Below are 26,999 nucleotides of genomic sequence, written 5' to 3'. Positions count from 1 at the left end.
CCTCGCGTTCGCGCACACGTTGCCGCGGGCGCCGCTTTCCGCATGAAGGCGCTGCTGTTGATCCTGCTGCTGGCGCTGGCCGGCGGGTTCGCCGCGCCGGCCTGGAGTGCGCCGCCCCCGACCATGCGCTTCGAGCACCTGAGCGTCGAGGATGGCCTGGCCCAGGAATCGGTGCTGGCCATGGCCCAGGACAGCGACGGCTTCATGTGGTTCGGCACCCAGAACGGCCTGTCGCGCTTCGACGGCTACCGCTTCGTCAACTTCCGCAACGCCGTCGGCGACCCCGCCACCCTGCCCAGCAACTGGATCCGCGTGCTGCACGTCGACCGCCAGGGGCGGCTCTGGATCGGCACCGACGGCGGCCTGGCGCGCTACGACGCGGCGACCCAGGGCTTCCGGCATTTCCTGCCCGAGGAGCCGGCGCGGCGCGGCAACGGCAACCGCCACGTGCGCGCCATCATCGACGACGGCAAGGGCGGCTTCTGGCTCGGTACCGGCGACGGCCTGCAGCACTTCGACGTCGCCAGCGGCCGCTTCACCACCTGGCACCACGTGCCGAGCGACCCCGACAGCCTGGCCAGCGACGACATCAATGCGCTGGCGCTCGACCGCAGCGGCCTGCTGTGGATCGGCACCACGGCCGGCGTCGACAGCTACGACCTCAAGCTCAAGCGCTTCGAGCACCACGGCAGCGGCAGGCCGGAGCCGGGCGAGACGGTGAATGCGCTGCTGGTCGATGCCGCGAACACCCTGTGGATCGGCTCCCTGGGCGGCCTCGAGCGCATGGCCCTGGCCGGACCGGAAGTCGGGCGGCGCAAGCGCCTGGGGCCGCAGGACGGCATCCCGCGCACCTGGATCAGTGCGCTCTACCAGGACGCCCAGGGCCAGGTCTGGGTTGGCGCCCACGACGAAGGCCTGTACCGCTGGGACGCGGCGCAGGCGCGTTTCGAGACGCACCGCCAGATCGTCGCCGACAGCCACAGCCTGGCCGACAACCACATCGCCGCGCTCTACCGCGACCGCGTCGGCACCTTCTGGGTCGGCACCTGGTATGCCGGCGTGTCGCGCGTCGACCTGGGCAGCGGCGGCTTCGCGCGCATCGTGCGCGAGCGCGACGGCGCCGGCACGGCCGACAACCGCGTGAAAGGCATCGAGAACGACGGCAGCGGCAAGCTGTGGCTGGCCAGTACCTCGAGCCTGCAGCTGTACGACCCGGCCGCGCCCGGCCAGCCGAACCGCATCTGGCGCCACGAGCCCGGCAACCCGAACAGCCTGATCGACAGCGCCGTGAACGCCGTGGTGCGCGACCGCCAGGGCCTGGTGTGGGTCGGCGGGCGCACCGGCATTACCAGCTTCGACCCGAAGAGCGGGCGCTTCGTGCGCCAGGTGCTGGCCGCGAACGACAGCAACGCCGCCAACGCCAACAACGTGCGCGCCATGAGCCTGGGGCGCGACGGCATGGTGTGGATCGCCACCAAGGGCGGCCTGCACATGCTCGACCCGGCCACGCGCCAGCTGACCAGCTACCGCCACGACCCGGCGCGCCAGGCCAGTTTGTCCGACAACTCGGTGCGCCCGGTGCTGGAAGACCGGAGAGGGCGGCTCTGGGTCGGCACCTTCAATGGCCTGGATTTGCTGGACCGCGCCAGCGGGCGCTTCCGCCACTTCCGCCACGACGGCTACGACCCCAACAGCCTGAGCCACGACGAGATCCACTACCTGATGGAAGACCGCGCCGGCAACGTCTGGGTCGGCACCGCGGTCGGCCTGAACAAGATGGTGACGGCCAGCGACGGCTCGGTGAGCTTCCTGCGCTACACCATGCGCGACGGCCTGGTCGACGACGCCGTGGCCGCCATGCTGGAGGATGCCGGCGGCGCGATCTGGATCAGCACCACCAACGGCCTGTCGCGCTTCGAGCCCGTCACCAACAACTGGCGCAGCTACACCGCCGCCGACGGCACCGTCGACGGCGCCTATTTCGATGCGGCGGCGGCGCGCGCGCCGGACGGCAGCCTGTACTTCGGCGGTTTCAACGGCATCACCGCCTTCGACCCGCGCGCGCTGCGCTACAACCGCATCCCGCCGCGCGCCGTGATCACCGGCTTCCAGATCTTCAACCGCCCGGTGCAGCAGGCCTGGCCGGAACTGCTCGACGGCCCGATCGAGAATGCGCGCACGATCACGCTGTCGTCGCGCCACTCGGTGTTCTCGCTGGAATTCTCGGCCCTGCACTACGCGGCGCCGAAGCGCAACCGCTTCGCCTATAAACTCGAGGGCTTCGACCAGGCCTGGGTGAACGCCGACGCCGGCAAGCGCTTCGCCACCTATACCAACCTCGACCCGGGCCGCTACGTGTTCCATGTGCGCGCCGCCAACAAGGACGGGGTCTGGAGCGAGACCCCGGCCACGCTGGAAATCGTGATCGAGCCGCCGGCCTGGGGCACCTGGTGGTTCCGCGTCGCCGGCGCCTTGCTGCTGCTGAGCGCCGGCTACGGCGGCTACCGCCTGCGCATCGGCAGCCTGCACCGCCAGCAGTTGCGCCTGGAGCGCCAGGTCGGCGCCCGCACCGAAGAGATCGGGCTGCAGAACCGCCTGCTCGAGCGCCAGACCGCCGAGCTGCGCGAGCGCGAGCAGCAGGTGCGCCAGAACACCATCGAACTCGGCGAGGCGAACCGCGCCCTGCACGAGAACGAACGCCGCCTGCAGCTGGCCGCGCGCCGCGCCGAGGACGCCGCGCGCCAGAAGTCCGATTTCCTGGCCAACATGAGCCACGAGATGCGCACGCCGCTGGCCGGCGTGATCGGCATGCTCGGCTTCGCCCTGCGCGACGGCCAACTGAAGGAGAGCACGCGCGAACAGATCGCGCGCGGCCAGGCGAATGCCGAGGCGCTGCTGGCGATCATCAACGACCTGCTCGACTTTTCCAAGATCGAGGCCGGCAAGCTTACCGTCGAGACCATCGACTTTGCGCTCGACGAGGCCATCGGCAACGTGGCCGCCCTGTTCGAGGAGCAGGCCGCCGCCCTCAGCATCGATTTTGCGATCGAGCTGGCGCCCGACCTGCCGCGCTTCGTGCGCGGCGACCCGACCCGGCTGCGCCAGGTGCTGGTCAACCTGGTCGGGAATGCCTTCAAGTTCACGCCGGCCGGCCAGGTGCTGCTGCGCGTCGAGCGCCAGCCCGGGGACCAGCCGGGATCGGAGGAGGGCGCGCAGGACAGGTCGGCCCATCGGATCCGGTTTTCGGTGCAGGACACCGGCATCGGCATCGCCGCCGAGGCTTTGCCGCGCCTGTTCCAGAAGTTCGAGCAGGCCGACGCCACCACCACGCGCCGCTACGGCGGCACGGGCCTGGGGCTGGCGATCTGCCGCCAGCTGGTCGAGCTGATGGACGGGACGATCAAGGCGCATAGCGAGCCTGGCAAGGGCAGCACCTTCAGCTTCGTGCTGCCGTTCGACGAAGGCATCGAGCCGGCCCGGGCCGAACCCGCAGTGTTCCTCCCCCACACGCACCGCCTGCACGTGCTGTGCGCCGAGGACTTCGCCACCAACCAGATCATCGCGCGCATGATGGTCGAGGACATGGGCCACAGCATCGACGTGGTCGAGAACGGCGCGCTGGCGGTGGCGGCCTGCGCCCGCACGCACTACGACATCGTGCTGATGGACGGGCGCATGCCGGAGATCGACGGCGCCACCGCCACGCGCCTGATCCGCGCCGGCGGCACGCTCGACGCGCCGGTACGCGACCCGCGCGTGATGATCGTGGCGCTGACGGCGAACGCCAGCGACGAAGACCGCGACCGCTACCTGGCCTGCGGCATGGACGCCTTCCTCACCAAGCCGATCGACGAGGCGGCCCTGCACCGGCAGCTCGGCCTGGCCATCGAACGCCAGCTGGCGCGCGGCATCGCGCTGGCGCCGATGGAGGCGCCGGCCGATCCGACTGCAGCGGCGCCGACGACGGCCGAACTCGACGCCCTGTTCGGGATCGCGCCGGATCAGGCGGCGCCAGTGACGGCCGGTCCGGCACCGGCCCCGGACCAGCCGGCCGGCGACCTCCAGGCCCGCCTGCGCGCCGCCTTTGCCGCCGACCTGCCGCGCCGCCGCCGCGAGCTGCGCGCCGCGCTCGACGACGGCGACGACGAGGCCTGCGCCCGCGTGCTGCATGGCTTGCGCGGCAGCGCCGGCCACCTCGGCGCGCGCGAACTGGCGGTGCTCTGCGCGCGCCTGGAAAAGGCGGCCGACAGCGGCCGCCGCGACGAGCTGCGCGCGGGCCTCGCGCGCCTGGACGCGCTGCTCGACGCTTTCGATACCTTTCTTACCTGACCTCCGAACCGATGTCTTCAACAAGTAACGATATGCCGCAGGTGCCGCAGGTGCTGGTCGTCGACGACGACGTGGTCTCGCGCATGATGCTGATGCACCTGGTCGATACCTGCGGCCGCTTCGCCATCCTGGAAGCGGAAGACGGCGCCGACGCCTGGCGCCAGCTCGAGGGCGGCCTGCGTCCGGCGATGGTGTTCTGCGACCTGCGCATGCCGCACCTGTCGGGCACCGAGCTGCTGGCGCGGCTCAAGGCGCACCCGCAGCTGGCCGCGATTCCCTTCGTGCTGGTCTCGGCCGCCAACGACGCCGACACCATGAACGAAGCAGCCGCGCTGGGCGCCGACGGCTACGTGGTCAAGCCCTTCCGCGTCGAGCAGCTGCGGCCCTGGCTGGCTGGCCTGGGGCAGGCCGAGACGCCGCAGGACAGCGCGCGCCGCCTCGGCATCGACCTGGCGCGCCTGCGGCTGTATTTCGGCGGCCTGGCGCGCCAGCTCGACGACACGGCGGCCAGCCTGGAAGCACTGCTGCCCGACCCGCCGGCCGCGCGCGCACGCCTGGCGCGCCTGGAAGAGGGTTGCACCACGCTCGGCCTGCACGCCGCGGCGGCGCGCCTGGCGCAGGCGCGTGAATTGTTGGCGCCCGCCGGGGTGGCCGAGGCGCTGGCCGCGGCCCGGGCGGCGGTCGAACGCCAGGCGCAACGCGTGGGCGAGGCCTGAACGGAGGGCCGAATCGGACGAGCGAGCCATCCCGACAATTCGCTTGTCGGAAAGATGGTTTAGACTTAAAGTATCTCCCGGATATCGGCTGACCACCAACCGGGACGACCATGACCAGCGCGCAGACGGTAGAACCCAGAGCAGCACTCAGTCCTTCCTCGCACGTCGACGGCTTTGCCCGCGACCATCTTCCGCCACCCGGCGGATGGCCCGACTTCCTGTTCGATCTCCCGGCGCTGCGCTACCCGCAGCGCATCAACTGCGCCGTCGAACTGCTGAATGCGGCCTTGGCGCGCGGCTGGGGCATGCGCACTGCCCTGATCGGCGCGGGCGAGCGCCTGAGCTACGCCGAGCTCGCAGCGCAGGTCGACCGCATCGCCCACGTGCTGCGGCGCGACCTGCAGCTGGTGCCGGGCAAGCGCGTGCTGCTGCGCGGCGCGAATTGCCCGACGATGGCGGCGGCGATCCTGGCCGTGTTCAAGGCGGGCTGCATCGCGGTGCCGACCATGCCGCTGCTGCGCGCGCGCGAACTTGGCGCCATCGCCGCCAAGGCGCAGGTAGACGTGGTGCTGTGCGCCGCCGGCCTGCGCGCCGAAGTCGACGCCCTGCAAGAAATTCTGGGTGAAGGCATGCCGCCGCTGACCTTGTTCGACGCCCCCGGCGACCCGGCCGCGCTGGAGCAGCTGATGGCGCGCCACGGCGATCCGTTCGCGGCCACCGACACCGCGGCCGACGACGTCTGCCTGATCAGCTTCACCTCGGGCACCACCGGCATCCCGAAAGGCACGATGCACTTCCAGCGCGACCTGCTGGCGATCTGCGACTGCTTCCCGGTACACACGCTGCAATCTCGGGGCGACGACATCTTCATCGGCACGCCGCCGCTGGCGTTTACCTTCGGGCTGGGCGGGCTGCTGCTGTTCCCGCTGCGCGTGGGCGCGGCTGCGGTGCTGATCGAAAAGCCCACGCCCGAGACCCTGCTGGCCGCCATCGCCTCCGAGCACGCCACGGTCTGCTTCACGGCGCCGACCTTCTACCGGCAATGGCGCAGCTGGCAGCCAGCCACGATTTGTCCAGCCTCACGCGCACGATCTCGGCCGGCGAGGCGCTGCCGCTGGCCACGCGCGAGGCCTGGCAGGCGGCAACCGGTTTGGCCATGATCGACGGCATCGGCGCCACCGAGATGCTGCCCATCTTCATTTCCGCGGCCGGTGACGCAATCCGCCCCGGCGCCACCGGCAAGCCGGTGCCGGGCTACCAGGCCTGCGTGCTCGATGCCGAGGGCAAGCCGGTGGGGCCGGGCGTGATCGGGCGCCTGGCCGTGAAGGGACCGACCGGCTGCCGCTACCTGGCCGACCCGCGTCAGCGCGACTACGTGCAGGATGGCTGGAACCTGACCGGCGACGCCTACGAGATGGACGGCGACGGCTATTTCTATTACCGCGCGCGGATGGACGACATGATCATCTCGGCCGGCTACAACATCGCCGGCGTCGAGGTCGAGGAAGCGCTGCTGCGCCACCCGGCAGTGGCCGAATGCGCGGTAATCGGACGCCCGGACGAGGAGCGCGGGCAGGTGGTGGAGGCGCACGTGGTCGTGCGCGCCGGGCAGGAAGCCGATGCGGCGCTGGCGTGCGAACTGCAGGAATTTACCAAGCGCCGGATCGCACCGTATAAATATCCGCGCCGCATATTTACCAAGCGCCGGATCGCACCGTATAAATATCCGCGCCGCATCGTGTTCCGCGACGCACTGCCGCGCACCGAAACCGGTAAACTGCAGCGTTTCAAACTACGCGCCGAAGCGGCGCCGGCGCAGAATGCAGGATGAAGACAGGCAGGAACCGATTACACCACAAGGGCTCGACCTGGCCACGCGCCTGAGCAGCAACCACCACCAGTCGCTCAAGCTGTGGCTGCGCATGCTGTCGTGCACCGTGCGCATCGAGAACGAGATCCGCAGCCGTTTGCGCACCAGCTTCGGCATCACGCTGCCGCGCTTCGATTTGATGGCCCAGCTGGAACGCCATCCCGAAGGCCTGCGCATGGGCGAACTGTCGCGGCGCATGATGGTCACCGGCGGCAACATCACCGGCATCACCGACCAGCTCGAACGCGAGGGCCTGGTGGAACGCGTGCCCGACCCGCAGGACAAGCGCGCCTTTGCCGTCAGGCTCACCGCTGCCGGCCAGGCGGCGTTCGGCGCCATGGCCAGGGTGCACGAAGGCTGGGTCGAGGAATTGCTGGGGCATGTGGCGCCCCAGGACAAGGAGCAATTGATCTCGCTGCTAAGCGGGATGAAGGCGGGGCTGGACGAGCGCGGCGGGGCATAAGGTTGGCTGCGTCGGCTTGCCGCGCCGGCTTGCTGCCAGTTTATTTCAGGGCAGTGTGCTCAGGTACGTTCGTGCTGCTTCTGCGCGTTGGACGTATCCTTGGCCGCCGGCTTGTAGGTGACCACGCGGTACAGGTACCAGGCCAGCATTGCGCCGAGAATGGTCTTCGATACCGGGTCGACGTACTTCGCCACGTCCTTGTAATTGTCTTCGAGCAGGAAGCCGGCTGCCGTCAGCAGGCCGGTCCAGGCCAGCGAGCCGATCGTCGAATACAGCAGGAACTGGCCCAGGTTCATGTTGCCGAGCCCGGCCGGCACCGAGATCAGGGTGCGCACGGCCGGCACCAGGCGCCCGAACAGCACCGCCTTCTTGCCGTGCTTGTGGAAGGCGTCGAGCGCCTTGTCGATGTCGTCGGGCGTGATCGTCAGCCAGCGTGCGTGGCGCCCGGCCAGCTTCTTCAGGCGCTCGCAGCCATACACCCTGGCCGCGTAATACCAGGGCAGGGCGCCGACCACCGAACCGGCGGTGCCGGCGACCAGCACGCCGACCACGTTCAAATCGCCGCGCGCGGCAACGAAGCCGGCGAAGGGCATGATCATCTCGGACGGAATCGGTGGGAAGATATTCTCCAGCGCCATCAGCGCAAAGACGCCGAGATAGCCGCTTTTCTCCAAGAAATTCGTGATGAAGTCGAACATGGACGCCGTCCTCCAGGCCAGTGGGTAGGGCCATCCTAACCGCGAACGCGGCGGCTTTATGTTCGGCAGGGCACGCTTGGCAGCAATCGCGCGCCAAACGATGTATATCGTTTACCCGAGCCTGAATGGGGCAAAGCTGCACCAGCCGGGGGCTGGGTCGGCAGCATTTCTCCCCAGAATGGTGCATTCAATTGGACAAGCGCTCGCCCGCTGGTTAGCATAGCAATTTTATTAAGAACAGTGCTTCCCGGAGATGTATTAATGAAACGCGCTTACGAAATAGCCCAGCTGCGCCGGCCGCCGAATCGCCTCACGCCCAAGGAATACGACATGTACAGCCTGGCAGGCATGAGCTGGGAAGAAAAATCGCAGTTCCTGGGCGAAAAGTCGTCGACGGCCACGACCTCGAACAACGACCTGCGTGCGCAAGCGCTCACGGCCGACAAGCTGATTGCCTATGGCATCCTGCGCCTGCACGACTTTCCCTTCCCTACGATCCAGGCGATCGGCCATCCGACGCGCAGCTTTCCCGGCGCCGTGTCGCTGCGCTCCGTGGAAGAGGTGACGGATTACCTGGCCACCCGGGCAGTCTTCCCGGTCTTCATGAAGCCGATTGCCGGTAACGGCGGCGCCGGCTCGGTCGGGGTCGATGGTTATGCCGATGGCATACTGCAACTGCGTAATGGCGAAACCATCGCCGTCGAGCAGTATTTCAAGCGCTGGCTGAGCCGCGAAGGCATCATGCTGCAAAGCGTGGCGCGTCCGCATCCGGAACTCGACGCGCGCTTCGGCCCGCGCCTGGCGACGGCGCGCGTGGTGGTGCGGGTCGACGACAGCGGGCCGCTGGTCCATCGCGCAGTGCTGCGTATCCCGGTCGGCAAGAACATGATCGATAACTTCCGGCACGGCGCTACCGGCAACTTGCTGGGCGCCATCGACGTCGACACCGGTGTGCTGTTCAATGTCATCGGGAGGAAAGGCTCACGCCTGGAGCCAATCCCGGCGCACCCGGACACCGGCCAGCCGATCATCGGCTGCACGCTGCCCGACTGGCAGCAGGCGGTCGCGATGTGCCTGCGCGCCGCACCCTTGTTCCCCGGCATCATGTACCAGTCCTGGGATATTGCCTTTACGGACGAAGGGCCGCAAACCATCGAGGTGAATTCAGGCGGAGACGTGGACGTGTTGCAACTGGCCTCGGGACGCGGCATTGCGGATGAAACATGGTGGAGATTGTTCCGGGAACCGAAACCGCAGAATGTCGTACGGCGCTGGATGATGCGCAGCGGGCCGTGGAGCGAAGGGCGCTGAGGCGTTTGGTCCCCCCGACTGGAATCGAACCAGTATCCCACGCTTAGGAGGCATGTGCACTATCCATTGTGCTACGGGGAGGACGCGCGTGCTGCCGGGGCGGCACGAAAGCAGGGCAGGCCTGCAGTTCGGCGAGCGGACCCTGCACAAAGCAGGCCGGTATCGTGAACCGAGTGCAATTATAGCCGAGGAAAGCGGATTCTTTGGAAGTAGGCGTGCCGCAATCGGTACAATGTCGGCTTCTTTCAATTGATTCGCCGCGCCGCTGCTCGATCCCGAGTGTCGAGCGGCCCGCATACAGATTATGGCTGTCATTTCCCTTTCGTCCGCACAATTGGCCTTTGGCCACGTCGCATTGCTCGACCACGCGGACTTTTCCCTCGAAACCGGCGAGCGCGTCGGCCTGATCGGCCGCAACGGCACCGGCAAGTCCTCGCTCCTGAAAACCATCGCCGGCCGCTTCAAGCTCGACGATGGCCTGCTGGTCATGCAGCAGGGCATCAAGATCGCCTATGTCGAGCAGGAGCCGACCTTCGATCCCGAATCGACGGTGTTCGACGCCGTTGCCGCCGGCATGGGCGAGCTGCAGGGCATGCTCGCCGAATACGAAGCGCTGACCGGGCAGTTCGGCCAGGGCGACGACGAGGCGCTGATGGAGCGCATGCATGTGATCCAGGTAAAGCTCGACGCCACCGATGGCTGGAACCTGGGCAACAAGGTCGACACCACCCTCGACCGCCTGGGCCTGGCGCGCGATGCGAAGATGGGCACGCTTTCGGGCGGCATGCAAAAGCGCGTGGCGCTGGCCGTGGCCCTGGTCTCGGCGCCCGACGTCCTGCTGCTCGACGAACCGACCAACCACCTGGACTTCAAGTCCATCATGTGGCTGGAAGGCTTGCTGCGCGAATTCCGCGGCTCGGTCCTGTTCATTACCCACGACCGCAGCTTCCTCGACAACGTCGCGACCCGCATTATCGAGCTCGACCGTGGCCGCCTGTTGTCGTTCCCCGGTAATTTCTCCACCTACCAGGAACGCAAGCGCGAACTGCTGGCCAACGAGGAAGTCGAGAATGCCAAGTTCGACAAGTTCCTGGCCCAGGAAGAAGTGTGGATCCGCAAGGGCGTGCAGGCGCGCCGCACCCGCGACGAAGGCCGCGTGCGCCGCCTGGAAGCCCTGCGCCTGCAGCGCGTCGCACGGCGCGATACGCAAGGCCAGATCAAGCTCGACGTCGGCACCGGCGAGCGTTCCGGCAAGATCGTGGCGGAACTGGAAAACGTGTCGAAAGCGTATGGCGAGAAAGTCATCGTCACCAACTTCACGGGCACCATCCTGCGCGGCGACAAGGTCGGCCTGATCGGGCCGAACGGCGCCGGCAAGACCACGCTGCTGAAGATGATCCTGGGCGAGGAAAGCGCCGACAGCGGCACCACCCGCCTCGGCACCAAGCTGAACGTGGCGTACTTCGACCAGATGCGCACCCAGCTGAACGAGGAGGCCAGCCTGGCCGACACGATTTCGCCGGGCAGCGACTGGGTCGAAGTCAATGGCCAGCGCAAGCACGTGATGACGTACCTGAACGACTTCCTGTTCGCGCCCGAGCGTTCGCGTTCGCCGGTGAAGTCGCTGTCTGGTGGCGAGCGCAACCGCCTGCTGCTGGCGCGCCTGTTCGCCAAGCCGGCCAACTGCCTGGTGCTCGATGAACCGACCAACGACCTCGACATCGACACCCTGGAGCTGCTGGAAGAGCTGCTCGAGGAGTACACCGGCACCGTATTCCTGGTCAGCCACGACCGCACCTTCCTCGACAATGTCGTGACCCAGGTGATCGTGGCCGAAGGGCAGGGCCAGTGGCGCGAATACGTGGGCGGCTACAGCGACTGGGAACGGGTCAAGGCAATCGAGCCGAAGACGGCAGCTCCGGCTCCGGCCGCAGCCAAGGCCGCACCGGCGCCGGTTGCCGAGGCCTCGGCTGCCGCTAAGAAAGTGAAGCTAAGCTACAAGGAACAGCGCGAGCTGGAAGAGCTGCCCAAGCTGATCGCCTCGCTCGAGGACGAGCAGGCCCTGATCACGGCCCAGCTGAACGCGCCGGACTTCTATAAAACCAATCCGGCCGATGCGCGCCGCATCAACGCGCGCTTCAGCGAAATCGACGAACAGTTGATGGAAGCGCTGGAGCGCTGGGAAAAAATCGAGGCGCGCGCCCGCGGCGACGCCTGACCCGGCTGCGATCCTGACCGGGGCGCCAGCGTGCAACCCCGGTCGCGTTGATCCAGCACAGATCGCATTTCAGGGGTTTCGTCAGTATCGGCTTTGGCGTGTCGGATCGCCGCTGCTCCGGTCCGCGCCGGAACCGCTGTGCTCGTCTCCCTGCCATCACCGCCTGCGTGCATGGCGATGGAAAGCGGCGCCGGTTTCCCGCCCGACGCAGCGCTTTCCGAGACGAACACCATGTCGCGATTTTGCCTGCGCCCACCTGCGCTCCTGGCCGGGGCACTCGTTTGCGGTCCGGCGCTTGCCGTGCCCGGCACAGGACTCGATTTGTACGGTCGCATCGGCTGGGCCTACGACGACAATCTACTGCGTATTCCCGACGACGCGCCGGCCTTCGATAACGGGCGCTCCGATTCCTGGCGCACCCTGGAAGCCGGCGCCGTCTACGACCGCACGATCAGCCGCCAGCGCCTGGTCGCCCACGCCAAGCTGTCGAAGGTAAAGTTCGACCATTTTCGCCAGCTCGACTACGACGGGCGCGACATCCAGGGTACCTGGTACTGGCAGCTCGGCAACCGTTTCGAGGGCCAGCTCGGCGTCGTCCATGCGCAGACGCTGGCGCCGTACACCGATTTTCGCAGCGACCAGCGCAACCTGCGGGAGCAGCGCCGCGGCTTTTTCGAGGGCGGCTGGAAACTGCATCCGCGCTGGGAAGCGCACGCCGCCTTTTCGCGCGATAAGTACGACTACGCACTGGCGGCCCAGGCCTTCAACGACCGTACCGAAGACGTAGCCGAGCTCGAAGGACGCTACCTGGCCCGCAGCGGCAGCGCGGTCGGGCTGGTGCTGCGCCGCATCGAGGGCAGTTATCCGAACCGGCGCCCATTTTCCCTCGGTCCGCTGACCGACGACTTCACCCAGGACGAACTGAAGGCGCGCGTGGACTGGAAGGCGAGCGGCGCCACCACGGTCCAGGCCTTGGCCGGCTATGCGCGCCGCAAGCAGCCTTCGTTCGGCAGTGGGCGCACGAGCGGCGCCAACGGCCGGGTGACGCTGCTGCACGACCCAAGCGGCAAGCTGCATTACCGCGCCTCGCTCTGGCGCGACTTCGCGCCGATCGAAAGCACGGTCGTCAGCTATACCCTGAACAAGGGAGCGAGCGCCGGCGCCACCTGGGATGCGCGCGCCAAGCTGCGCGTGGAAGCGGACGCGGCCTACGAGAAGCGCGACTATAACGCGCGCGCGGGGCTGTCCGCCCCCGGCGGCCTGGACGATGCGCTACGCACCGCCAGCCTGAAGGCGACCTGGGCGCCGCGCCAGGCCATCTCGCTGTCGGCCGGCTGGTTCTACCAGGCGCGCAGCGGCTCGCGCCTGCTCGGCATCGGCAAGTTCGAGTCGCAGTCCTTTGCCATCAACGCCAGCGGACAGTTCTGAAGACCAGGCAATGACGGTCAATGACATTCCGATCATTTCGTTTTTCCAGCGCGTGCTGGATCCCTTGATCATCATGGGGTCCCTGTACGCGTCGTCGATGGCCTTCAACGAACCGTTTTCCGGCTATTTGCTGGTGCTGATGATCCTAGCCTTCTTCATTTCCTCGGCCGTCTATCAGCACGTCGACCCCTACCGCACCTGGCGCAGCGGGCGCATGCTGGCGTATGCGCGCGATACCCTGTTCGGCTGGTGCCTCACGGTGGGCGTGCTGTACTTCCTCGGCTCGGCCAGCGGCCTGAAATACTATTACGACGCGCGCGTCCTGCTGGCCTGGGCGATCGCCGCGCCGAGCACCTTGCTGGTGTGCCATATCGCGGTGCGGTTGGCGGCCGGCCGGCCCGGCCGCAGCCGCGAAGTGCGCTCGACCGTGGTGGTCGGCGCCAACGATGTCGGCCTGAAGTTCGCCGCCATCTGCGACCGCCACCCGAACCTGTTCATGCAGGTGCACGGCTTCTTCGACGACCGCGCCGGCGAGCGCCATCCGCCCGGCTTGCGGCACCCGATGCTGGGCAGGATGTCGGAGCTGAGCCAGTACGTGCGCGCGCACAACATCAAATTGATCTTCATCAGCCAACCGGTGTCGGCGCAGCCGCGCATCCGGCGCCTGATCGACGAACTCCAGGACACCACGGCCTCGGTGTATTTCCTGCCCGACGTCTACGTATTCGACCTGATGCAGGCACGCTTCGACAACGTCGGCGGCATGCCGGTGATCGCGATCCGCGAGAGCCCCTTCATGGGCCTGAACGGGCTGGTCAAGCGCGTCAGCGACATCGTGCTTGCCAGCCTCATCCTGGTCGGGCTGGCGCCCCTGATGCTGGCGGTGGCGGCTGCGGTGAAGTGGACTTCGCCGGGGCCGGTGATTTTCAAGCAGCGCCGTTACGGCCTGTACGGCGAGGAAATCTGGGTCTACAAGTTCCGCTCGATGACCAGCCTGGACGACGGCAAGGACATCGTCCAGGCGCGCCGCAACGACGGGCGGGTGACGCCGGTCGGCCGCTTCCTGCGCCGCACCTCGCTCGACGAGCTGCCGCAATTCGTTAACGTGCTGCAAGGGCGGATGAGCATTGTCGGGCCGCGCCCGCATGCCGTCGCCCATAACGAGCAGTACAGGAAACTGATCAAGGGCTACATGCTGCGCCACAAAGTGAAGCCGGGTATCACCGGCTGGGCCCAGGTGAACGGCTTGCGCGGCGAAACGGCCACGCTCGACAAGATGGAAGCGCGCATCCAGCACGACCTCGACTACCTGCGTAATTGGTCGCTGTGGCTGGATCTGTGGATCATTTTAAAGACAGTCAAGGTTGTTTTGACGCGTGAGAACGCGTTTTAAGACGAAGCGCCGGCGCGCGACAGCTGAGGGAATCCGGAGTTCATTTCTCGGCCTTTGTACGCTTCGATCCTTGTCAAAGGTTGCGCTGCGTTCGACGGGTAGGCTTGCAACGGTATTGTGCCCAACCGTACGCGTGTGCGGATGGGTTTGCTCCTTCGCATTATTTGCCGCAATCGCGACGCGTTCCCACCAGGAGGGCAGCTTGAATCATTCCGATCCCCGCATTTATATTGCCGGTCACCGCGGCCTGGTCGGCTCGGCCATCGTGCGCGCACTGCTTGCGCGCGGCCACGCCAACCTCGTCATGCGCAGCCACGACGAACTCGAACTGACCGACCAGGCCCAGGTACGCGCATTCTTCCGCAGCGAGCGCATCGACCAGGTCTACCTGGCGGCGGCCAGGGTGGGCGGCATCCACGCCAACAATACCTATCCCGCCGAATTCATCTACGACAACCTGCAGGTGGAAACGAACGTCGTCCACGAAGCCTGGCGCGCAGGCGTGCAAAAGCTGCTGTTTCTCGGCTCGTCCTGCATCTATCCGCGCCTGGCGCAGCAACCGATCCAGGAAGACTACCTGATGGCCGGCGAGCTGGAACCGACCAACGAGCCGTATGCGATCGCCAAGATCGCCGGCATTAAATTGTGCGAGAGTTATAACCGCCAGTACGGCACCGACTACCGCAGCGTCATGCCCACCAACCTGTATGGGCCGGGCGACAACTACCACCCCGAGAACAGCCACGTGATCCCGGCCATGATCCGGCGCTTCCACGAAGCCAGGGTGGGCGCCGTGCCCGAGGTCGCGATCTGGGGCAGCGGCAGGCCGATGCGCGAATTCCTGTACGTCGACGACATGGCCGCCGCCAGCGTGCACGTGATGAATCTTCCGCTTGAAGTCTACCGCGGCACGACCGATCCCATGCATTCGCACCTGAACGTGGGCACCGGCGTGGATGTCAGCATCGCCGAACTGGCCGGGCTGGTGAGCGACGTGGTCGGCTACACGGGGCGCATCGTGTTCGATACCTCGCGCCCGGACGGCACGCCGCGCAAGCTGCTCGACGTATCGAAGCTGCATGCACTGGGCTGGCGCGCCAGCACGCCCCTGCGCGAAGGATTGCGGCGCGCCTACGCGGCATTTCTCGAAACGCAGGCCATGGAGACGCCGGCCTGAAGCGGCAGGTTCCATTCACGAGGAGTCATCTTGAACAACATTCATCAGGCCCGCAAGGCATCGCTTCCGGCCGTCATCCTGCTGGCGGCGGTACTGGCCGGCTGTGGCGACCGGGAAAAGGAATCGAAACCGGGCCAGGCGCTCGCCAGCGTCAACGGCGAGGAAATCACCGTGCTGCAGCTGAACGAGGAAATCCAGCGTGCCGGCGTGCCCGCGGCGCGCCAGCAGGAAGCCAGCAAGCAGCTGCTGCAGGCGCTGATCGACCGCCAGTTGCTCGAGGGCGCTGCCGAGCAGGAGAAACTCGACCGCGACACGAAGGTCGTGCAGGCCATCGAAAGGGCGCGTTCGCTGATCGTGGCCCAGGCCTACATGCAAAAGCGCCTGGCGAACGTCGCGCGGCCCACGCCGGCCGAGGTCGAGGATTACTTCAAGCAGCATCCCGAGTTCTTCTCGAACCGCAAGCAGTTCCAGATGGACCAGCTGGTGCTCGCCGCCAAGGACCTGACGCCCGAGGCGCGCGCCGCCGCCGACGCCGCCCGTTCGCTGGAAGAAGTGGCGGTTTGGCTCGATGCGCACCAGGTCAAGTACGGCCGCGCCCAGGTCACGCGCAGCACCTCCCAGCTCAATCCCCAGCTCTCCAAGAAATTGCTGGGCATGCCGAAGAACCAGCTGTTCAGCGTGCGCGAAGGCGAGCGCGCCATGCTGCTGGCGGTGGCCGATGTGCGCGATGCCCCGGTGCCGCTGGAAGTGGCCGCGCCTCAGATCGAAAAATACCTGATGAGCAACAAGAACAAGGAACTCGCCGCGGCCGAGGTCGAGCGCCTGCGCCAGCACGCGAAAATCGAGTACCTGAACAAGGACCTGGCCGCAGGACCGAAGGCGGCGCCGGCCAGCATGACCGCCCCCGCGGCTGGGGCGCCAAGTGCCGCGGCCGGCGTTGCACCGGCGCAGGAAGGCCTGGCGCCGGGCGCCGCAGGGGGCATGGCCGAGGACATGGCAAAGGACCACCCGCCTGGCGGGATGGCCGATGCCGCAGCCCCGGATGCGGTGGCGCCCGCAGCCGACCATGCCGCCGTCGACCGCGGCGTGGCTGGCCTGAAATGAATCCGACCAGACGCATACAGGAGGAAACATGAAACCACTTGCACACTGGATGGCCGCGGCCGTGCTGGCACTGGGCGCAGGCGTGGCCAGCGCCGCCGAAGTCCTGCTCGGCCCGGGCGACGTGGTGCGCCTGTCGGTCTACGGCAGCCCCGACCTGTCGATCGAAACGCGGGTCAGCGAAAGCGGCGCGATCACCTTTCCGCTGCTGGGCCAGGTCGGCATCGGCGGCCTGTCCGTGGCCGCCGCCGAGCGCAAGATCGGCAGCCTGCTGGAAAAGGGCGGCTACCTGAAGAAGGCCGAAGTAAACATGATCATCACCACCCTGGCCAGCCAGCAGGTGTCGGTGCTGGGCCAGGTCAACCGTCCCGGGCGCTATCCGGTCGAGGGCCGGCGCAAGGTGCTCGACCTGCTGGCCATGGCGGGCGGCGCCAGCGCCGACGGCGGCGACCTGATCAGCCTGGTGCGCACGCGCGACGGCAAGACCACGCGCGAGACCATCGATGTGGTCGACATGGTGCGCAAGGGTGAACTCGACAAGGACTACGAGGTAGCCGGCGGCGACATCATCTTCGTCGAGCGCGCGCCGCGCGCCTACGTCACCGGCGAGGTGCAGCGGCCCGGCGCCTTCCGCATCGAGCGCGGCATGACGGTCCAGCAGGCGATCTCCGCCGGCGGCGGCCTGACCCCGCGCGGCAGCGACAGCCGCCTGCGCATCACGCGCCGCGACGCCGCCGGCAACCCGGTCACCCTCGAAGCCCGCGCCAGCGACCCGGTGCAGGTCGACGATGTGATCACGGTGCGCGAAAGCTGGTTCTGAGCGGGAGCACGCCATGCACCTCTACCAATTCCTCCTGCTGCTGCTCGCGCGCAGGAAGCTGATCCTGGCCACCCTGTGCACCACCATCCTGCTGGCGCTGGGCTGGAGCCTGGTCCAGGGCAAGACCTATACCGCCACCACCTCGGTGCTGCTGAACTACAAGGGCGTCGATCCGCTCACCGGCCTGACCATGCCCGGGCAGCTGCTGCCCGGCTACATGGCGACCCAGATCGACATCATCAGCAGCAAGAACGTGGCGCTGCGCGTGGTCGAGCGCCTGCGCATGGCCAGCAACCCGGCCGTGATCGCCCAGTTCCAGGAGGCGACCGAGGGCCGCGGCACGGTGCGCGACTGGCTGGCTGACCTGCTGCTGCGCAAGCTCGACATCAAGCCCTCGCGCGAATCGAGCGTGGTCGAGATCAGCTTCAAGGGCGCCGACCCGGGCTTCGCGGCGGCGGTGGCGAACGCCTTTGCCGAGGAATACCAGAACGTCAGCGTGCGCCTGAAAACCGAGCCGATGAAAAAGGCGTCAAGCTATTTCAATGAGCAGACCAGACAATTGCGCGACAACGTGGAAACCGCGCAGGCGCGCCTGTCCAAGTATCAGCAGGACAAGGGTATCGTCAGCCTCGACAACAACCGGGTCGACATCGAACTCTCGCGCCTGAGCGATTTGTCGTCGCAACTGGTGGCGGCGCAGACGCTGGCGCTGGAAGCCACTTCGCGCGAGCGCATGGCCGGCGGTGGCAATGCCCAGTCGCCGGATGTCGCCAACAATCCGCTGATCCAGAACCTGCGCGTGTCGCTGTCGGCGGCCGAGGCCAAGCTGGCCGAAAGCAGCGCGCGCTACGGCCGCAACCACCCGGCTTACCAGGCCGCCAGCGCCGAAGTGGGCAAGATGCGTTCCGACCTGAATGCGGCGCTGGCGACCGTCTCGCGCAGCGTCGGCGGCAATGCCCAGGTGCTGCGCCAGCGCGAGGAAGATTTGCGCAACGCACTGGCCGCGCAAAAGGCCAAGGTGCTGGAGCTGAACCGCACGCGCGATGAACTTGGCGTGCTGCTGAAGGACCTCGACAGCGCCCAGCGTGCTTTCGACGCCGCCAGCGGACGCTTTTCGCAGACCCGCATCGAGGCCCAGTCCGAGCAGTCCGACATCGCCGTGCTCAATCCCGCCGTGCCCCCGGCCGAGCCTTCCGGCCCGCGCATCCTGCTCAACACCCTGGTGGCGGTGCTGCTCGGCACCGTGCTCGGCGTCGGGCTGGCGCTGCTGCTCGAATTGCTGAACCGTCCGGTGCGTTCCAGCGGCGACGTCCAGGAACTGCTCGGCATCCCGGTGCTGGGTACGGTGGCCTGGCAGCCGGCGCGCCCGCGGGGCGGCCTGCGCGCCCTGATGACGCCGCGCCGCCTGCTGCGCCTGAATTAGGAGCTATCGATGAATTCCCCTATCCTGTCGCCGCTGCCGGTCGATCCCCTCGATTCCAGCATGGGCGCCCTGCTGGTGGACGCCGGCAAGCTCACGCTCGAGGGCGCCGAGCGCGCCTTGCGCATGCAGAAGGATCTCGGCATCCGTTTCGGCGAGGCCGCCGTGCGCCTGGGCCTGGTGAGCGAGGACGACGTCCAGGAAGCGCTGGCGCGCCAGTTCGCCTACCCGTATCTGCCGAAAGGGCAGGCGAACCTGTCGCCGCGCCTGGTGGCTGCCTACGAGCCGTTTTCTCCGCAGGTCGAGTCGCTGCGCGCGATCCGCAGCCAGTTGATGCTGCGCTGGTTCGCGCGTGGGCACCGCGCGCTGGCCGTGCTGGGAGCCGATCCCGAAGACGGCGCAGCCCTGTTCGCAGCCAACCTAGCCGTGGTGTTTTCCCAGCTCGGCGAGCAGACCCTGCTGGTCGACGCCAATTTGCGCGCGCCGCGTCAGCACGAAGTGTTCGGATTGCGTGCCCGCCAGGGCTTGTCCGACCTGCTGGCGGGGCGTGCCGACCTCGACGTGGTACTGCGCGTGGGCGGCTTCGTCGATCTCTCGGTGCTGCCGGCCGGCACGCTGCCGCCGAACCCGCAGGAGCTGCTCAGCCGCGACACCTTCCGCACGCTCGATGCCTCGCTCGCCAGCCGCTACGACGTGGTGCTGTACGACCTCGCACCCTTCGGCGCCGGAGCCGATGCGCTGGCGGTGGCGGCGCGCGCCGGCGGCGTGCTGCTGGCCGTGCACAAGGACCATACCCGCGTGGCCCAGCTGGCGCGCATGGCCGAACAGCTGGCCGAGGCCGGGGCCGAGGTGGTCGGCGCGGTGGTGATGGAGTTCTGAATGACGACCCAGGTGCGTCCCGGCCCGGCAACACAGGCGGCACCAGCGGCGCCTGCGGCGGGCAGCCCGCCGCTGCAGGCACGCCTGTGTGCCGGCTTGCGCACAGCCTTGCCCGAATGGTGGCCAGTGCTGGCCGGGCTGGCCGCGCTGTTCCTGCCGACCATGTATTCCCTGTTCACCGGCGCCTGGATCGGCGAAGAACAGGCGCATGGGCCGATGATCTTCGCACTGGCATTGTGGCTGGGCTGGCGCAAGTGGCCCGACGCCCTGGCTAGGCCGGCCGCACCGTCCTGGCTGGCCTGGCCCCTGCTGGCGCTGGGCCTGGCGCTGTACCTGCTGGGCCGTTCGCAGCAGATACTGATGTTCGAGATCGGTTCCATCATCGTGGTGCTGGCCGCGGTCGTGCTGGCCAAGCTGGGCGCGCACGTCTTGCGCGTGCTGTGGTTCCCGTTCTTCTTCATGCTGTTCATGGTGCCGCTGCCGAGCGAGGTCGTGGCTGCCGTCACCATGCCCATGAAGATGGCCGTGTCCTGGGCCACCGAACACCTGCTGTTTGCCGCCGGCTACCCGATCGCGCGCTCCGGCGTGATCCTGCAGATCGGCCAGTACCAGCTGCTGGTGGCCGACGCCTGCGCCGGCCTGCAGACCCTGCTCACGCTCGAGGCGCTCGGCCTGTTCTACCTGAACCTGATGCGCCATCCTTCGGCCTTTCGCAACATTGGCCTGGCGATCCTGATCATTCCGATCTCGTTTTCCGCCAATGTGATCCGCGTGATCACCCTGACCCTGGTCACCTATTACCTGGGCGACGCCGCCGGCCAGGGTTTCCTGCACGGCTTTGCCGGCATGGTGCTGTTCCTCACCGCGCTGGTGCTGATCCTCGCGGTGGATTCAGGCCTGCAATGGTATGTCGCGCGGCGCAGGGGAGGGGAAGGATGAACCGCCGCTTCCTGGCCAGCCTGGTGCTCGGCCTGGGCATGGCCGGCACCTCGGCGCTCACCGGCGCGCTCACGCCCGGCGTGAAGCTGGCCCAGGACCAGGCGCCGTTCCAGCTCGAGACCATGATCCCGCAGCGCTTCGGCGCCTGGCAGCTCGACCCCAGCGTGGTCCCGCTCACGCCCGATCCCGAGCAGCAGGGCATGCTCAAGAAACTGTACGACCAGACCCTGTCGCGCACCTACATCGATGCGGCGGGGCGGCGCGTGATGCTGTCGATCGCCTATGGCGGCGACCAGAGCAAGGCGCTGCAGCTGCACCTGCCCGAAGTCTGTTACGTGGCCCAGGGCTTCCAGCTGGTGCGCGACGGCGCCGGCAGCCTGGCCACGCACCACGGCGCGCTGCCGGTCAAGCGCCTGGTGGCGCGCCAGGGGCAACGCAACGAGCCGATCACCTACTGGATCACGATCGGCGACAAGGCCACGCGCTCGGGCATCGAGCAAAAGCTGCGGCGCCTGGCCTACGGCCTGTCGGGCGAGATTCCCGACGGGATGCTGGTGCGGGTGTCCAGCATTGCCGTGGATGACACCCGCGCCTACGCATTGCAGGACCAGTTCGTGGCCGAGCTGCTGGCCAGCCTCGATGCGCCCAGCCGCGCACGCCTGATCGGCGCTTCGGATCCAGTTCCGGCCGGGCAGGGTAGCGGATCCGCCGGGCAGCAACCGCTGCAGCGGGAGGCTCAGCAAGACTCCCAGCAACAGGCGCAGCAAGCCATGGAGCAAAAAACGCGATGAGCGAAACCCTGCTCCAGTACCTGTTCACCTCGCTCCCGTTTATTGTCGTGGTGCTGCTGGCGCTGCTTGCCGTGCTCGGCATTGGCCTCGGCCTGGTGTGGCCGCGCCTGCTGGTCTATCCCTACCTGTGCATCTTCTTCTGGATGAATTCGACCAGCTACGGCAATTTGTCCGTGTTCGCCAGCCCCGGCGTCTACAGCCGCGGCTCGGGCATGCTGCTGTTTCCGGTGGTGCTGTGGTACGTGCTGGGCGCCTGGTGCTGCGCGCGCATCGCGGCAGGCTTCAGCGGTGGCCGGGCGCCGGGCGGGGCACAGGGAGGCATGCCGGGCAGGGCGCAGGCGCCGGTTTCCGGGAGCACAGCGTCCTGCAACCTGCTGCCCTGGTTCTGGGGCTGGACCGTGCTGCTGGCCTGCCACGCCGGCGCCGCTTTCGTCGCCGGCGTACCGCTCAAGGACGCGCTGGCGCCGTCCGGCTTCTCGAACATCGTCTGGATGGGCGCGCTGATAGCCCTGATGCTGCTCGCGTTCCGCACCCGCGAGCAGGCACTGGAACTGGCCCGCTTCGTGATGCTCGCTGGCCTGGGCCGCGCCCTGTTCGGGCTGGGGCGCTGGGCTGCCTTCGGTGGTGACCCGAACAATGTGTACGCGAACATGAACGCGATCCGCATCCGCCTGACGTTCTTCGACATCAACGACAGCCTGCTGTGCATGCTCGCCTTTTCGATTGCCGCGGTGCAGCTGTTCCAGGCCGCGCAGGTGCGGCGCGCCACGCTCTGGCGCCTCCTCGAGTGGCTGACCCTGGGCGCCACCGCCGCCTGCATCGTGCTGTCCTACCGGCGCAGCGCCTGGTTCGGCTTCATGCTCGGGTTTGCCATCGTGATGCTGCGCTTCCCGATCCGGCGCCGGCTGCAGCTGGCGCTGGCGGCGCTGCCCCTGGCCGGCGCCGCGCTCGGCTATGCGGCCCTGCGCCGCCTCGGCCAGACGCGCGGCGGCAGCGGCCTGTTCTACGACATGCAGTCGCGCCGCTTCGGCCCGGAAAGCGAGCGTGTGCTGGAACTCAAGCTGGTGCTGGGCGATATCCTGGCAAAACCCTTCACCGGCATCGGCTCCTGGGGCCGCTATTCGGGCTACGAGCAGATTTCCTGGCAAGCCAATCCGGACGGCGGCCTGTTCCTGCACAGCGGGATCCTGCACGTGGCCCTGAAAAGCGGCCTGCCCGGCATCGCGCTGCTGGCCGGAACGGTGGTCGCCTTCGTGCTGGCCGCGCGCCGTGCCCTGCACAGCCTGCCGCCGGAGCTGCTGCCGCTGGGCACCGCGGGCGCGGCGGCGCTGGCCTTCATGATTCCCGACGTGCTGGTCGGCACGCCTTTCCCGCAGGTGCGCACCACGCAAATGCTGGCCATCGCGCTGGCGCTGCCCTATGTGGCGCTGGCCGCCGCGGCGCGTCCTGCGCTGCCCTTGCGCATGGTGGCGCCGCGCGCCCGTATCCAGCCTGTGCCGGCCTGAGCGCACCAAGACCGCCATGCAACTGCGCCTGTTCCGGAATGCCTGGTCGAACCTGCTCGGAGCAGCGGTGCCGGCGCTGGCGGCCCTGGCCACCGTGCCCCTGGTCGTGGCCGGCCTGGGCGAGGCCAACTACGGCCTGTATGCGCTGGTGACGGCCATCGTCGGCTATTTCGCCGTCATCGACATCAACGTCACCGCCGGCTCGGTGAAATACATTGCCGCCCAGCATGCGCGTGCCGAGGACGAGCAGATCGCCCGCACGCTGAGCTTCGGCGCCGCCATCTACGCGCTGATCGGCGCGCTCGGCGGCTGCGGCCTGTTGTTCGGCGCCCGCTTCCTGGTCGCGGGGGTATTCGCGGTGCCGCCGCACCTGGCAGCCGACGCCGTCGCCAGCCTGCAGCTGGCTGCGCTCGGCTTCTTCGTCGGCCAGTTGCAAAGCTACCTGCACAGCGTGCCGCAGGCGCTGATGCGCTTCGATGTATCGGGCCGGCTCGAGATGGTATTCGGCACCCTGGTGCCGCTGCTGACGGTTGGCGTACTGATGCTGGGATATGGCCTGTTCGAGATCATCGCGCTGCGCGTGGCGGCAAGCGCCATTCATTGCCTGCTGCTGTGGCGCGGTATCGTCCGCCTGCTGCCGGGCCTGCACTGGCGCTGGCCCGGGCGCGCGCTGCGGCGCGGCATCCTCGGCTTTTCCGCCTATTCCTTCCTGTCGCGTTTTGCCGCGCTGTCGTATGCCCATGCCGACAAGCTCATCATCGGGGCCTTGGTCGGGGTCACCGGGTTGGCCTATTTCACGGTCGCGGCCACGCTCGCGAACCGGGTGCTGGGCTTGAGCTTCCGCCTGTCCGGCGTGTTCTTCCCGGCGGCGAGCATGCTGGCCGCGGGCGGCGAGCTGGCACGCCTGGACCACGCCTACCTGAAGGCGACCCGCTACGTGGTCTACCTGAACGCGGCCATGCTGGTGCTGCTGGCGGTGTTCGCCGAACCCTTGCTGCGCTACTGGATGAACCCGGATTTCGCCGCACATGGCGCCGCCGTGCTGGCGCTGATGGCGCTGGCCCAATTCGTCGATTCCCTCACCAGCCTGCCGTCGCTGGTGAACGACGGCATGGGCCATCCGCGCGTCTCCGGCCTGTTCGCGGTGGCGCGTGCGCTGGCCGGGCTGCTGGTCGTCTACCTGGGCGTGGCAGGGTGGGGTATCGCCGGGGCAGCCTGGGGTCACCTGATCGCTTCGGTGCTGTTCACGGGCGCTTTCCTGGTCTTCGTGCACGGGCGCACGGTGCCGACTTCGCTGGTCCGCCTATGCACGCACGGCCTGTTGCCGGGCATGGCGGGCGCCGCCGGCGTGGCGCTGGCGGCGGCGCTGGCCGAAGCCTGGCTGCACCGCGGCGCGCTCGACTTCGTGCTGGTGCTGGCGCTGACCCTGGTCCTGCTGGTGCTGGCCGGCGTGCTGGTCGCCGAGCGCGAGGACCGGCGCTGGGCCTGGGCGCAGTTGCGGTTCCGGCTGCGGGCGCGGGCGCGGGCGCGGGCGGGAGGCTAGGGTGCGCATCCTGCTCGTGTCCGAAGACTTGCCCGGCGAGCAGATCGGCGGCCTCGGCAAGCACGTGGTCACGCTCGGGAATGCCCTGCTGGCGCGCGGCCACGAGGTGCGCATCCTCGGCCGCAACGACCGCGCCAATCAACACGACAATCAGAACGGGAATCACAGCGGCAATCACATCGGCAACAACACCGGAGGCCGCAACACGGGCGGCGCCGGCCATGCTGCCGACGGCGCCGCGCATTCCGCCCGCCAGATCGGCTTCCACGGCGCCTTCGTGCCCGGCTTCGACTACGCCCATCCGGGCTGGAAGGAAAGCCAGCTCGGCGTCTTCAATCCGCTGAAGCGCCCTTATTTTGCGCGCAAGATCGGCACCGCCATCAACCGCCATGCCGCCGACGCCGACATCGTGCACTACCATGGCCATCTGCCGATGGTGGGCCTGCATGTGGCGCCGGGCATGAACTATGTGCAGACTCGCCACGACCAGGGCAGCGAATGCCTGACCCACCTGCGTTTTCGCGACGACACGCCCTGCACCACGCTGGCGCCGCGCGACTGCTCGGCCTGCATCTGCGCGCATGCCGGTGCGCTGCGCAAGAGCGTCACGGCAGTGGCGGTGCGGCGTTACCGCGAGCAGACCGCGCGCGCCTTTGCCATGCACAAGACCGTGTTCGTCTCGCACTTCCTGCAGCGCCAGTTCCTGCGCGCCGTGCCGCACGCCGACCTGGCGCGCTGCCGCGTGATTCCGAATTTCGTCGATTATCCGCGCCTGGCCGCCACCGTCGATGGCGCGCTGGCGCCGGTGGCGGGGCGTGTGGTGCTGGTCGGCCGGGTCGATGCCGGCAAGGGCTTCGGCGAATTCCTGGCCGCCGCCGCGGGGCGCCTGCCCGAGCTGGCGCAGGTGCTGGTGGCCGGCGACGGTCCCCAGCGTCGGTTGCTCGAAAGCCGCCATGCGGGGTCGGGCGTGCGCTTCCTCGGCTGGCAGGACTATCCGGGTGCGCTCTCGCTGGCTGCCAGCGCCCATGTGTGCGTGGTGCCCTCGGTCTGCGAAGAAGCCTGCAGCACCACCGTGCTGGAAGCGCTGGCCCTGGGCCGGCCCTGCATTGCGCTGGCGCGCGGCGGCACGCCGGAACTGGCCGCCTACCAGCAGTATCCGGGCCAGCTGCAGCTGGCCTGGAGCATGCCCGACCTGGTCGCGCGCGTGCGCCGCCAACTGGCTACGGCGCCGGCCCGGCCATCCCGCGCGGCCGCGTTCGGCGCCGACGCCGCCCACATCCTTCCCCGCCTGCTGGAGCTGTATGCCGAATGAACTGCTGAATACACCCCCGAAGCCGCCGCGCTTCTCGATCGTCACCTGCACCTGGAACAGCGCCGCGACCCTGGCCGACACCCTGGCCTCGGTGCGCACGCAAAGCTGCCAGGACCTCGAGCACATCTTCGTCGACGCCGGCTCCAGCGACGCCACCCTCGGCCTGATCGACGCCCACCCGGTCGCCAGGCGCGTGCTGCACGGCGTCGACGGCGGCATCAGCCGCGCCATGAATGCCGGCATCCTGGCCGCGCGCGGCGACTACATCGCCCACCTGCATTCCGACGATTACTATGCCGCCCCCGACGTGCTGGACAGGGTGGCGCGCTGCATCGAGGAAACCGGCGCGGCCTGGGTGGTGGGCCAGGTGCGCGTGCTGAAGGATGGCCGGCTGGCCGAACCCTACCCGATGCGTCCGTTCAGCTACCGGGCCTATGCCTCCGGCCACGCGGCGATCGCCCATCCGGCAGTGTTCGTGCGGCGCGATTTGTTCGCGCAGGTGGGCCTGTTCGACGAGGGCCTGCGCTATGCGATGGACATCGACCTCTGGCTGCGCCTGGCCGCGCATGCAACGCCGGTCCAGATCGCCCGGCCGCTGACGGTGTTCCGCGAGCATGCCGGCAGCGTGTCCAGCGCCAACAAGCTGCGCGCGCGTCAGGAAGAGTTCACGGTGCGGCGCCGCTACCTGCGCAAGGCGCCGCTCGCGTTCGCCATCTACTGCCTGCGCTACCTGAAACGCGTGCGCGCCTTGCGCGCGGCCCCCACCTGAAAACATGCCGGCGTGCGCCGCATTTTCGGTAACTTGCCTGTACAAAAACGAAAGTTGGCAGAGCGTCTTTGTGAACACAACACAGCTATTGCCACTGTGAAAATGATGCTGAAACAAGCTTAATATTCTGGCGTTGGATTTCTGCGATGCACACAAAAAAAGGATGATTTCGGGAAAAAAGTTGCCGCTGTTCAATTTCTTACTGCGGTAACATGAATTTGTAGCGGTCGACATGGGTTCAGTAAAAGCGTCGATCGTCGGCAATATCGGGCCCAACGCCGTGTTTGGCCCTCTCGACAAGTCATCCCATCGTCCGG

General features: G+C 67.8%; 20 protein-coding genes, 1 tRNA gene and 1 pseudogene. 20 read left to right on the top strand and 2 right to left on the bottom strand.

All coding sequences use genetic code 11. From position 1 onward, the window contains the following. Positions 1-42 precede the first annotated feature (42 nt). From QWL29_RS05415 to QWL29_RS05395, 5 genes and pseudogenes are all read left to right on the top strand, one after another. Positions 43-4,329 carry a hybrid sensor histidine kinase/response regulator gene (locus QWL29_RS05415; protein ID WP_305821859.1) on the top strand — a complete coding sequence of 1,429 codons (4,287 nt, stop codon included), beginning with the start codon at positions 43-45 and terminating at the stop codon, positions 4,327-4,329. Positions 4,330-4,340: 11 nt separating this feature from the next. After that, positions 4,341-5,045, top strand: a complete 705-nt coding sequence (locus tag QWL29_RS05410) for a response regulator (RefSeq protein WP_305821858.1) — start codon at positions 4,341-4,343, stop codon at positions 5,043-5,045. A gap of 110 nt (positions 5,046-5,155) precedes the next feature. Next, positions 5,156-6,321: pseudogene (locus QWL29_RS05405) on the top strand (AMP-binding protein); the annotation flags it as partial. Positions 6,322-6,459: 138 nt separating this feature from the next. Continuing rightward, positions 6,460-6,876 carry an AMP-binding enzyme gene (locus QWL29_RS05400; protein WP_308634929.1) on the top strand — a complete coding sequence of 139 codons (417 nt, stop codon included), beginning with the start codon at positions 6,460-6,462 and terminating at the stop codon, positions 6,874-6,876. Beyond that, positions 6,866-7,378: a MarR family winged helix-turn-helix transcriptional regulator gene (locus QWL29_RS05395; protein WP_305821857.1), complete on the top strand. Its 513-nt coding sequence runs from the start codon at positions 6,866-6,868 to the stop codon at positions 7,376-7,378. The genes QWL29_RS05400 and QWL29_RS05395 overlap by 11 nt, the downstream gene beginning before the upstream one ends. Before the next feature lie 59 nt (positions 7,379-7,437). Here the strand turns inward: QWL29_RS05395 and QWL29_RS05390 are convergent, their stop codons facing one another. Next, positions 7,438-8,076: a DedA family protein gene (locus QWL29_RS05390; RefSeq protein WP_305821856.1), complete on the bottom strand. Its 639-nt coding sequence runs from the start codon at positions 8,074-8,076 to the stop codon at positions 7,438-7,440. A gap of 261 nt (positions 8,077-8,337) precedes the next feature. Between QWL29_RS05390 and QWL29_RS05385 the strand changes: the two genes are divergently transcribed. Continuing rightward, entirely contained in the window at positions 8,338-9,387 is a 1,050-nt protein-coding gene (locus QWL29_RS05385; protein WP_305821855.1) for a sugar-transfer associated ATP-grasp domain-containing protein, read from the top strand. A 6-nt stretch (positions 9,388-9,393) separates the two neighbouring features. On the opposite strand, the gene QWL29_RS05380 is transcribed toward QWL29_RS05385, so the two are convergent. After that, positions 9,394-9,468 (bottom strand) — tRNA-Arg (locus QWL29_RS05380). A 223-nt stretch (positions 9,469-9,691) separates the two neighbouring features. Here QWL29_RS05380 and QWL29_RS05375 point away from each other — a divergent pair. The 14 genes from QWL29_RS05375 (at position 9,692) to QWL29_RS05310 (ending at position 26,682) form a co-directional block, all read left to right on the top strand. Then, positions 9,692-11,605, top strand: coding sequence for an ATP-binding cassette domain-containing protein (locus QWL29_RS05375; protein ID WP_305821854.1), 1,914 nt, complete (start codon positions 9,692-9,694; stop codon positions 11,603-11,605). Between the two features lie 231 nt (positions 11,606-11,836). Next, the gene (gene epsL, locus QWL29_RS05370) at positions 11,837-13,033 is read left to right on the top strand and encodes an XrtB/PEP-CTERM-associated polysaccharide biosynthesis outer membrane protein EpsL (RefSeq protein ID WP_308634911.1); all 1,197 of its coding nucleotides are present in this window, start codon (positions 11,837-11,839) and stop codon (positions 13,031-13,033) included. A 10-nt stretch (positions 13,034-13,043) separates the two neighbouring features. Beyond that, positions 13,044-14,426, top strand: a complete 1,383-nt coding sequence (locus QWL29_RS05365; RefSeq protein ID WP_305821852.1) for an undecaprenyl-phosphate glucose phosphotransferase — start codon at positions 13,044-13,046, stop codon at positions 14,424-14,426. A gap of 202 nt (positions 14,427-14,628) precedes the next feature. Next, complete coding sequence (fcl, locus tag QWL29_RS05360) at positions 14,629-15,603, top strand: GDP-L-fucose synthase (RefSeq protein WP_305821851.1); 975 nt, start codon at positions 14,629-14,631, stop codon at positions 15,601-15,603. Positions 15,604-15,633: 30 nt separating this feature from the next. Beyond that, a complete protein-coding gene (locus QWL29_RS05355; RefSeq protein ID WP_305821850.1) occupies positions 15,634-16,707 on the top strand; it encodes an EpsD family peptidyl-prolyl cis-trans isomerase in 1,074 nt (357 codons plus the stop codon). Positions 16,708-16,735: 28 nt separating this feature from the next. Beyond that, positions 16,736-17,524: a polysaccharide export protein EpsE gene (gene epsE, locus QWL29_RS05350; protein WP_305821849.1), complete on the top strand. Its 789-nt coding sequence runs from the start codon at positions 16,736-16,738 to the stop codon at positions 17,522-17,524. Between the two features lie 13 nt (positions 17,525-17,537). After that, positions 17,538-18,947 carry a chain length determinant protein EpsF gene (gene epsF, locus QWL29_RS05345; RefSeq protein WP_305821848.1) on the top strand — a complete coding sequence of 470 codons (1,410 nt, stop codon included), beginning with the start codon at positions 17,538-17,540 and terminating at the stop codon, positions 18,945-18,947. A gap of 9 nt (positions 18,948-18,956) precedes the next feature. Then, complete coding sequence (epsG, locus tag QWL29_RS05340) at positions 18,957-19,823, top strand: chain length determinant protein tyrosine kinase EpsG (protein WP_305821847.1); 867 nt, start codon at positions 18,957-18,959, stop codon at positions 19,821-19,823. Next, the gene (xrtB, locus tag QWL29_RS05335) at positions 19,824-20,762 is read left to right on the top strand and encodes an exosortase B (RefSeq protein WP_305821846.1); all 939 of its coding nucleotides are present in this window, start codon (positions 19,824-19,826) and stop codon (positions 20,760-20,762) included. Further along, a complete protein-coding gene (gene epsI / locus QWL29_RS05330; RefSeq protein ID WP_305821845.1) occupies positions 20,759-21,553 on the top strand; it encodes an exosortase-associated protein EpsI, B-type in 795 nt (264 codons plus the stop codon). The genes xrtB and epsI overlap by 4 nt, the downstream gene beginning before the upstream one ends. Then, entirely contained in the window at positions 21,550-23,058 is a 1,509-nt protein-coding gene (locus tag QWL29_RS05325; RefSeq protein ID WP_305821844.1) for an O-antigen ligase family protein, read from the top strand. Before epsI ends, QWL29_RS05325 begins: the two co-directional genes overlap by 4 nt. 16 nt (positions 23,059-23,074) lie before the next feature. Further along, positions 23,075-24,601, top strand: a complete 1,527-nt coding sequence (locus QWL29_RS05320) for a lipopolysaccharide biosynthesis protein (RefSeq protein WP_305821843.1) — start codon at positions 23,075-23,077, stop codon at positions 24,599-24,601. Position 24,602: 1 nt separating this feature from the next. Further along, entirely contained in the window at positions 24,603-25,913 is a 1,311-nt protein-coding gene (locus tag QWL29_RS05315; RefSeq protein WP_305821842.1) for a glycosyltransferase family 4 protein, read from the top strand. Further along, a complete protein-coding gene (locus QWL29_RS05310; RefSeq protein WP_305821841.1) occupies positions 25,903-26,682 on the top strand; it encodes a glycosyltransferase family 2 protein in 780 nt (259 codons plus the stop codon). The genes QWL29_RS05315 and QWL29_RS05310 overlap by 11 nt, the downstream gene beginning before the upstream one ends. The last annotated feature ends 317 nt before the right edge of the window (positions 26,683-26,999 follow it).

This window comes from Massilia brevitalea (assembly GCF_030711405.1).
Lineage (GTDB): Bacteria > Pseudomonadota > Gammaproteobacteria > Burkholderiales > Burkholderiaceae_D > Telluria > Telluria brevitalea.
The sequence above is the reverse complement of the archived record's forward strand: the minus strand, read 5'-3'. Positions and strand labels throughout refer to the sequence as shown.